The organism is Neorhizobium sp. SHOUNA12A, assembly GCF_023006505.1.
Taxonomy (GTDB): domain Bacteria; phylum Pseudomonadota; class Alphaproteobacteria; order Rhizobiales; family Rhizobiaceae; genus Neorhizobium.
Window position 1 is genome coordinate 1 of the sequence record NZ_JALBGV010000145.1, and the last position, 8,856, is coordinate 8,856.

Here is an 8,856-nt window from a genome sequence, read left to right on the forward strand (position 1 = left end):
CGGCGTGCCGGGCGTCGGCGCCATCATCGCCGTGGCATCCGGCAAGGGCGGCGTCGGCAAGTCGACCACGGCGGTCAATCTCGCGCTTGGGCTTCAGGCGAATGGCCTGCGCGTCGGCATTCTCGATGCCGATATCTATGGTCCTTCCGTGCCGCGCCTCCTGAAGATCACCGGCCGGCCGCAGCAGATCGAAAACCGCATCATCAAGCCGATGGAGAATTACGGGCTGAAAGCCATGTCGATGGGCTTCCTCGTCGACGAGGAGACGGCGATGATCTGGCGCGGGCCGATGGTGCAGTCGGCGCTGCTGCAGATGCTGCGCGAAGTTGCCTGGGGCGACCTCGACGTGCTCGTCGTCGACATGCCGCCGGGCACCGGCGACGTGCAGCTCACCATGGCCCAGCAGGTGCCGCTGGCCGGCGCGGTGATCGTTTCGACGCCGCAGGATTTGGCGCTCCTCGACGCACGCAAGGGCATCGCCATGTTCCGCAAGGTCGAGGTGCCGCTGCTCGGCATCGTCGAGAACATGAGCTATTTCCTCGCACCGGATACCGGCAAGCGTTACGATATCTTCGGTCACGGCGGGGCCAGGGCCGAGGCAGAGCGGATCGGCGTGCCATTCCTCGGCGAGGTTCCGCTGACGATCGACATCCGGGAACGCTCCGACGCCGGCACCCCGGTCGTGGCCTCCGATCCGCAAGGTGCCTCGGCCAAGATCTACCGGGAGATTGCCGCCAGGGTATGGGCCGAACTCGGCGGCCTCACTCCCCGACAGGCCCCGGCAATCGTTTTCGAATAAATATGCCGCGGCATTTTGGAATACCTCCCTGCCGCTGGTGGGGAGGCACTTTCGTGGGCGTTTCCGGTCAAGGCTTTGATGTAGGCCGCGAATCGTCTTGTTACAGAAGGCCCCTTGAACATATTCGGCCGGAGAGTCATGTTGCGGCGCCCACCGCGGGATTTGTACGGCTCTTGATTTTGACGGCGGCTGTCTCTACAGGCCCGTCCCGCCGGGGGCCGGCTGGCGGTCCCGGAACCAGGGAACCGGCAAGCCCGCTTCTCGTTCAAGGCCGACGAACTTCGGCCGGAGACCACGATTGATCAATGCCTATAGCGCCACTGGCTCGATGAAGACGCTTGCACCGGCCGAGGCGTTGCGACAGCTTGCCGACGATATCGTCTGGATCGATCTGATCGAACCGACGCCGCAGGAAGACGCCTATGTCGAAAGTCTCCTCGGAATTCAGGTTCCGACCCGCGACGACCTGAAGGACATCGAACCCTCGAGCCGCCTTTATATCGAGAAGGATTCCGTGTTCATGACCGCTTCGCTCGTCTGGCGCGCCGACGGCAAGGATCCGCAGCTCACCGACATCGCCTTCATCCTGTCCGGCAATCGGTTGATCACCGTGCGTTATGCCGAGCCGAAAAGCTTCCAGCTGTTCATCGCCGGCCTCAGCCGCCTCCCGGAGGCCGGGCGCGATGGTGCCACGCTTTTGGCAAAACTTCTCGAAACCATTGCCGATCGCACCGCGGAAATTCTCGAGCAGACCGTCGATCGCGTCGATGCACTGTCGACGGATATCTTCCGTGATCGCGGCAAGCGCCGGCCGCCGCAATTCCTGGAGCGTAAGCTTGCCGACATCGCCGAATACCATCGGCTGATCAGCAAGGTGCGCGACAGCCTCGGCTCGCTTGCCAGGCTATTGACCTTCCTGATGAACGTGCCATTGATCAGCCAGGACAAGAGCGACGACAACCTCTGTCGCACGGTGGCGCGGGATGTCGATTCGCTTTCGGAACATGCCTCTTATATCGCCGGCAACATCGCCTTTCTGCTGGATGCCTCGCTCGGCCTCATCAATGTCGAGCAGAACTCCATCATCAAGATATTCTCCATTGCGTCGGTCGTGTTCTTGCCGCCGACACTCGTTGCCTCCATCTACGGCATGAACTTTCATTTCATGCCGGAACTCGACTGGCATCTCGGATATCCGCTCGCGATCCTTGCGATGCTCATGTCCGCCATCATCCCCTTTTTCTTCTTTCGCTGGAAAGGCTGGCTTTAGGCCGGATATCCCATGGGTCACCCCGCTGAACATCACGCTGCCGAGAAAACCAAGGTCCAGGGCCTTTTTGCGCTCGCACTCGGCTCCGTCGGCGTCGTCTACGGCGACATCGGCACGAGCCCGCTTTATGCCTTTCGCGAAGCTCTGAAGCCGATTGCCCAAGACGGCGTTACCGAGCTTGAGGTCATCGGCCTCATCTCGCTGATGATCTGGACGCTGACGATCATCGTCACGTTCAAATACGTGCTCTTCCTGCTGCGCGCCGACAACGACGGCGAAGGCGGCACGCTTTCGCTGCTGGCACTTCTGACCAAGTCCGCCAACGGTCACAGGGCGCTGCTGATGCTGCTCGGCCTGATCGGCGCAGCACTCTTCCTCGGCGACGCGATGATCACCCCGGCGCTGTCGGTTCTGTCTGCAGTGGAAGGCCTGAAGCTGGTGGCGCCGTCGATGAGCCGCGCCGTGCTGCCGATCTCGGTCGGCATCCTGATCGGGCTTTTCGCCATCCAGTCGAAGGGGACAGGTCTGGTCTCCCGTTTCTTCGGGCCGATCACCGCCGTCTGGTTCATCGTCATCGGTGCCGGCGGCATCGCCCATATTTCGGATGACTATAGCATTCTGGCGGCTTTCAATCCGATATATGCGGTCGAATTCATGCTCAACGAGAACTTCGTCGGCATCGTGGTTCTCGGCGCCGTCTTCCTGACGGTGACGGGCGCCGAAGCGCTTTATGCCGATCTTGGCCATTTCGGCCGCCGGCCGATCCAGTGGGCCTGGTTCACGCTTGTCTTCCCGGCGCTGACCTTGAACTATCTGGGGCAGGGCGCTCTGGTGCTGAAGCATCCGGAGGCGATGTCCGACCCGTTCTACCTGATGTTCCCGCAATGGGCGCTGCTGCCGGTCGTCATTCTGGCGACCGCGGCCACCATCATTGCAAGCCAGGCGGTGATCACCGGCGCCTTTTCGCTGGTGCGCCAAGGTATCCATCTCGGTTACCTGCCGCGCATGCAGATCCAGTTCACCTCAGAGACCAATACCGGGCAGATCTTCCTGCCGTCGGTCAACACCCTGCTTCTGGTCGGTGTCATCGCGCTGGTTCTGGGTTTCGAAAGCTCGGATTCGCTCGCCACCGCCTACGGTATCTCGGTGACCGGCGCCATGGTCGTCACCACCCTGATGGCGTTCGAGTTCGTCCGGATAAAGTGGAAATGGCCGCAGACCTTCGCGATCTGTATTCTGGCCCCGCTGCTTGCCCTGGAACTGGTCTTCCTCGGCGCCAACCTGTTGAAGATCCACGACGGCGGCTGGGTGCCGGTGATGATGGCGATCATCTTCACGATCGTCATGTGGACCTGGAAGCGCGGCACCGCGATCCTGTTCGAAAAGACCCGTCGCATCGACGTGCCGCTCGAGACCTTCATTCCGATGGTCGAGAAGAAGAGCGATCATGCGCCGGTCTCCGTGCCCGGCATCGCGATCTTTCTGACCAGCGATCCGGAAACCGCGCCGGCCGCCCTGCTGCACAACATCAAGCACAACCACGTCCTGCACGAAAAGAACGTCGTGCTCACGATCATCACGGTCAACAAGCCGCGTGTCTCGCTTGAGGAGCGGTTCAAGATCGAAAAGCTGTCGGACCGCTTCACGCTGATCGAACTGCGCTTCGGCTTCATGCAGTCCCATAATGTCTCGCAGGCGCTTGCCTATCTGCGCAAGACCGGCTTCAAGTTCGACATCATGTCGACGTCCTTTTATCTCGGCCGTCGCAAGCTGGTGCCGGATGCCGCTTCCGGCATGCCCATGTGGCAGGACCGGTTGTTCATCGCCATGGCCAATACCGCGACCGACCCGTCCGACTATTTCCATCTGCCCGCCAACCGCGTCGTCGAACTCGGCTCGCATGTGATCATCTGAGGCGCGGCATTTGGCGTGCCCTTCGCTGACATTGATGTGAATGTGCTAATTCAGGCCGGATACCAGGCTTCTCGGTTGTCGGCGTTAACCGCTCATCAAGGTTAATGATTGATCTTCATCGGGTTCTTGTTGCCCTGTGGAGTTTAAGGTTTTGCGTTCGAAGAGCGTTTTGCGTCGCAGGTCCTCATCCGGACTGAGTGGATGGACTTCCCCGGCCGTCTTCGGCCTTGCCTGCTGGCTGATCTTTCCGTCCGCCCCGGCTCACGGCGATCTCGCCGATCTTCTGACCGGTTTCGATGGCGCCGAACAATGGCGCATGGTGCTGACCGATTCGCCGGCGGGCTCCATCCATCAGGCCTCGCTCGCTTTTCCCGGCGTCAAGAATGCCGTCTCCGGCAATGCCGGCCTCGAACTTCCCGATGGCCGCAAGATAGCTCTTGTTGACGAAAAGCAGTCCTCCGATCCGCGCCCGGATGAAGACCGCGTCAACCGTGCCGCCAAGAAGGGCCGCATCGTCAGTGTCGAGCCCATGCAGCCGCCTAGGGCCTTTTCCGCCGGCTCCGTGCTGCAGCGTTCGAGTGCGCTCACTTCGCCCATCGAAGAGAAGGATGCGATGACAGCCTTCTTGAAGGCCGGCAAGAATGACGCTCCGGTAGAGCTCGCGTCCTTCTATTTCCGCAAGGATGAACCGAGGCGGGCAGAAGACGAGCTCATGCCGATGATCGCCAGCCTCATCAACAATCCGAATGCTGACGTGCTGGCCGCCGCCTATGCGCCGGCGGAACCCGATTTCGCCAAACAGTCACCGTTCGACGCCATTCTGACTGACAAGAAAAAGCCCGGCCGGTTCATCCCGCCGATCGGTGCCGATGACCATGCCTGGGCCGCAACCCCGCTGCCGCCCGATTCCTTCTCGGCCAAGCAGCAGCAATGCCTCTCATCCGGTATCTATTTCGAGTCGCGCGGCGAATCCGCCCGCGGCCAGGCCGCCGTCGCGCAGGTCATCCTCAACCGGGTGCGCAATCCGGCCTATCCGAAGACGATCTGCGACGTCGTCTACCAGAACGAGGACTGGCGCAACCGCTGCCAGTTCTCCTTTGCCTGCGACAATATCAAGGACCGTATCCGCTCCGAATATCATTGGACGATGGCCCGTGAAGTGGCGATGGCGGTGACCGCCGGCAAGATCTGGTTGCCGGAAGTCGGTTCCGCCACCCATTATCATGCGGTCTATGTCCACCCGGACTGGGCGCGCACGATGAAGAAGGTCGGCCGCATCGGCCTGCACGTCTTCTATCGTACCTATGGCGGCGGCTGGAGCTGAGCCGCTCCCTATCGCCGCAACAGGCAGCGATTCCCGCGGCAGTTTTACCCGACTTCGGTTGTATCGGTTTTAACCGGTTGAATTTGCTTGGTTAATTTACCTAGAACGAAGAACCTTGGACGCCTTGACTATAGGGGCGGGCAAAACTATGTTGCGCGCGACTTGAAAACGGGCCGGATGGCGCGAAATCCCTCGCTAACTGCAGTTTTTTGCGGTTGGAAAGCATAAAACCGGTTGTGCCGGAAGCAGAAATAGGGGAGGACGCACGTGACGGATCACCGCGACGATGGTCTGGAAGAGCGCCGGAAGCGCTTGTCCGCGGAACTTGCGGACAGGAAGGCTGACGACGCGGCAGAGGCGAAGAGGGACGCGCAATCCGAGGAAAGCCGAAAAGGCATGGCCTTGGGCTTCAAGCTTTCCTCCGAGTTCATCTCCGCAGTCGCGGTGGGGGCTATTCTGGGCTTTTTGCTCGACCGTTTTGCCGGCACCGCGCCGTGGGGGATGATTGTTCTTCTTCTCCTCGGGTTCTGTGCCGGTGTGTTGAATGTGCTTCGCTCCGTGGGAAAGGTGGCTCCGTCGCCGCTTATCACCGGGCAAAGCGGCAAGGATGAGAAGGGAAACGGTGGCCGCTGAGGCTCTGCTTCCTGAATGAAAATTGGGCCGACCTGGCGCGGCTAAGGACAAGAGGTAGACGGTGGCAAACGATCCGATCCATCAGTTCCAGATCAGCAAGATCGTTCCGATCCAGATCGGCGGCATCGATTTCTCCTTTACCAATGCATCTCTGTTCATGGTCGCCACCGTCGCCTGCGCCGCCGGCTTCCTGTATTTCGCCACCTCGCAGCGCGGCCTGATCCCCGGCCGGGCGCAGTCGGTCGCGGAAATGTCCTATGAATTCATCGCCGGCATGCTGCGCGAAGGCGCCGGCAGCAGCGGCATGAAGTTCTTCCCGCTGGTCTTCTCGCTGTTCATGTTCGTGCTGACCGCCAACCTGCTAGGCATGTTCCCGTATTTCTACACCATCACCAGCCAGATCATCGTCACCTTTGCGCTGGCGCTGCTGGTCATCGGCACCGTCATCGTCTACGGCTTCTACAAGCACGGACTGCACTTCCTGCAGCTCTTCGTGCCGAGCGGCATTCCCGGCCTGCTGATCCCGCTGGTCGTCGCCATCGAAGTCATTTCGTTCCTGTCCCGTCCGATCTCGCTGTCCGTTCGTTTGTTTGCGAACATGCTGGCCGGCCATATCACGCTCAAAGTGTTCGCGGGCTTCGTCGCCTCGCTCGGAACCATGGGCGCACTGGGCGTCGGCGGCGCAGTCCTGCCTCTCATCATGACGGTCGCCCTGACCGGTCTCGAATTCCTCGTCGCCTTCCTCCAGGCTTACGTCTTTGCGGTGCTGACTTGCATGTACCTCAACGATGCGATCCATCCCGGCGGGCACTAAGGATAACCGACATTGGCGTCCTGAGGCGTCAGTCATCAGCCGCAACAACCATTTCGAAGGAGTTTCTCATGGAAGCGGAAGCAGCAAAGTTCATCGGTGCAGGCCTGGCTTGCTTTGGCATGGCCGGCACGGCTCTTGGCCTTGGCAACATCTTCGGCAGCTACCTGTCGGGCGCTCTGCGCAACCCGTCCGCCGCTGACAGCCAGTTCGGCCGTCTGGTATTCGGCTTCGCCGTTACGGAAGCTCTGGGCATCTTCTCGCTGCTCATCGCTCTCCTGCTCCTGTACGCAGTCTAAGATCTGTCCAGGAAATATCGGATCGCGGCCGCTTCTCAAACAGCGCGCCGTGATCCTTCGCATTTGGAATACACCTGGAGGTGATGATGTTCGTGACCTCGGCATATGCGCAAACCGCGCCGGCCGCTACTGATCCGCATGCCGCGCCTGCTGGCGAAGCGCATACCGAAACCGGCGCTGCCCATGGCGGCGGCGTCTTTCCGCCGTTCGACGCGACCCATTTTTCGTCGCAGCTGCTCTGGCTCGTCATCACCTTCGGCCTCTTCTATCTTTTGATGAAGAAGGTCATCGTTCCTCGCGTCGGCGGCATTCTCGAACACCGCCACGACCGGATCGCCCAGGACCTCGACGAAGCCGCTCGCCTCAAGGCAGAAGCGGACGCTGCCGTCGAGACCTATGAAAAGGAACTGGCAGCTGCCCGTTCCAAGGGACACAAGATCGCCGAAACCGCTCGCGAGGCCGCCAAGACCAAGGCTGCCGCCGACCGCACCGCGATCGAGGCCGAACTTGCCGGCAAGCTCGCTGCTGCCGAAACCCGCATCGGCGAAATCAAGGCAAAAGCTTTTGCAGAAGTCGGCCAGATTGCCGAAGACACCGCCACCGCCATCGTCGATCAGCTGATTGGCGCCAAGGCGAGCGGCGACGACATCAAGGCTGCAGTCGCAGCCGCGAAGACGGAGGCCTGATCCTATGGCATTCGATGCAACATTTTTCGCATTCGTCGGCCTCGTTCTCTTCCTGGCCCTGGTCGTTTACCTGAAGGTGCCGGGCATGATGGCGAAGTCGCTCGACGAGCGCGCCGCCAACATCAGCAAGGAACTCGACGAAGCCAAACGTCTGCGCGAGGAAGCGCAGACCCTGCTCGCCGAATACCAGCGCAAGCGCAAGGAAGCCGAAGCGGAAGCCGCACAGATCGTGGCTGTCGCCGAGCGTGAAGCAGCGGCCCTGACCGAGGAAGCTCGCCAGAAGACCGACGAATTCGTCACCCGCCGCAACGCGCTTTCCGAACAGAAGATCAAGCAGGCCGAAGCCGAAGCGATCGGCGCCGTACGCGCTGCCGCAGTCGACCTCGCCATCGCCGCTGCCCAGAGCGTTATCGCCCGCAAGGCCGACGCCTCCACTCAGGACACGCTCTTCAAGGACGCCGTTGGCAAGGTGCAGTCGCGATTGAACTGATTTCAGTCACATAAGACTTCCAAAAGGCCGGGCGAAAAACCCGGCCTTTTTTTGTTTTTGGAGAATGAACGAAGGGCCTGCCGCGCATCAAGTCTCCGGCAGCTCATCCTTCTTCAGCGGCCGAAAGCTCATCCGGTGCAGCGAGCAGGGGCCGTGCGCCTCTATGCCGGCGCGGTGCTGTGCCGTCCCGTAACCGACGTGATTGGCAAACCCGTAAGCCGGGAAAACCAGGTGGGCGCGGGTCATCATCCGGTCGCGGGTGACTTTTGCGATGATCGAGGCAGCGGCAATCGACACGGAGCGGGCATCACCCTTGATGACCGCCTTGCCGGGGCAGCAGAGGCCCTGCGGCACGTCGCGGCCATCGGCGAGCACATAGGCCGGGGTGACGGCAAGGCCGGCTACGGCGCGGCGCATGGCATCGAGGCTGGCGCGCAGGATGTTGCGTTCGTCGATATGGCGTGGACTGGAGGCGGCGATCGAAACTTCGGCGGTCGCCATGATCGCCTCGAATAGGATTTCCCGCTGGCTGGCGGTGAGCTGCTTGGAATCGTTGAGGCCGTCCGGAATATTGTCGGGGTCGAGGATGACCGCGGCCGCCACGACCGGGCCTGCCAGCGGCCCGCGTCC

The 8,856-nt window shown here is 61.3% G+C and carries 10 protein-coding genes; 9 read left to right on the forward strand and 1 reads right to left on the reverse strand.

Annotation, left to right across the window (positions count from 1 at the left end; translation table 11 throughout):
• The 9 genes from MOV63_RS31350 to MOV63_RS31390 all read left to right on the forward strand — a co-directional run.
• On the forward strand, positions 1-799 hold a 799-nt coding region (locus MOV63_RS31350; RefSeq protein ID WP_247039627.1), incomplete at its 5' end, for an Mrp/NBP35 family ATP-binding protein.
• Positions 800-1,097: 298 nt separating this feature from the next.
• Positions 1,098-2,069 (forward strand): magnesium transporter CorA family protein, encoded by a 972-nt coding sequence (locus tag MOV63_RS31355; RefSeq protein WP_151041137.1) that lies wholly within the window; start codon positions 1,098-1,100, stop codon positions 2,067-2,069.
• 12 nt (positions 2,070-2,081) lie between these two features.
• Complete coding sequence (locus tag MOV63_RS31360) at positions 2,082-3,983, forward strand: potassium transporter Kup (protein WP_038540351.1); 1,902 nt, start codon at positions 2,082-2,084, stop codon at positions 3,981-3,983.
• A gap of 169 nt (positions 3,984-4,152) precedes the next feature.
• Positions 4,153-5,307 (forward strand): cell wall hydrolase, encoded by a 1,155-nt coding sequence (locus MOV63_RS31365; protein WP_038540353.1) that lies wholly within the window; start codon positions 4,153-4,155, stop codon positions 5,305-5,307.
• A gap of 267 nt (positions 5,308-5,574) precedes the next feature.
• Positions 5,575-5,940 (forward strand): AtpZ/AtpI family protein, encoded by a 366-nt coding sequence (locus MOV63_RS31370; protein ID WP_247039629.1) that lies wholly within the window; start codon positions 5,575-5,577, stop codon positions 5,938-5,940.
• A 61-nt stretch (positions 5,941-6,001) separates the two neighbouring features.
• Positions 6,002-6,754, forward strand: coding sequence for a F0F1 ATP synthase subunit A (locus tag MOV63_RS31375; protein WP_038540360.1), 753 nt, complete (start codon positions 6,002-6,004; stop codon positions 6,752-6,754).
• A gap of 68 nt (positions 6,755-6,822) precedes the next feature.
• A complete protein-coding gene (locus MOV63_RS31380) occupies positions 6,823-7,050 on the forward strand; it encodes a F0F1 ATP synthase subunit C (RefSeq protein ID WP_007774919.1) in 228 nt (75 codons plus the stop codon).
• Between the two features lie 86 nt (positions 7,051-7,136).
• Complete coding sequence (locus tag MOV63_RS31385; RefSeq protein WP_080719266.1) at positions 7,137-7,736, forward strand: F0F1 ATP synthase subunit B; 600 nt, start codon at positions 7,137-7,139, stop codon at positions 7,734-7,736.
• A gap of 4 nt (positions 7,737-7,740) precedes the next feature.
• A complete protein-coding gene (locus MOV63_RS31390) occupies positions 7,741-8,226 on the forward strand; it encodes a F0F1 ATP synthase subunit B (protein WP_038584139.1) in 486 nt (161 codons plus the stop codon).
• 87 nt (positions 8,227-8,313) lie between these two features.
• Here MOV63_RS31390 and MOV63_RS31395 read toward each other — a convergent pair.
• Positions 8,314-8,856, reverse strand: a 543-nt coding sequence (locus tag MOV63_RS31395; protein ID WP_247039631.1) for a ribonuclease HII, incomplete at its 5' end; no start/stop codon positions are given.

Coding starts and splice junctions, on each gene's coding strand:
- MOV63_RS31360 (WP_038540351.1), top strand. CDS start 2,082: ATGGGTCACCCCGCTGAACATCACGCTGCCGAGAAAACCAAGGTCCAG.
- MOV63_RS31380 (WP_007774919.1), top strand. CDS start 6,823: ATGGAAGCGGAAGCAGCAAAGTTCATCGGTGCAGGCCTGGCTTGCTTT.
- MOV63_RS31385 (WP_080719266.1), top strand. CDS start 7,137: ATGTTCGTGACCTCGGCATATGCGCAAACCGCGCCGGCCGCTACTGAT.
- MOV63_RS31390 (WP_038584139.1), top strand. CDS start 7,741: ATGGCATTCGATGCAACATTTTTCGCATTCGTCGGCCTCGTTCTCTTC.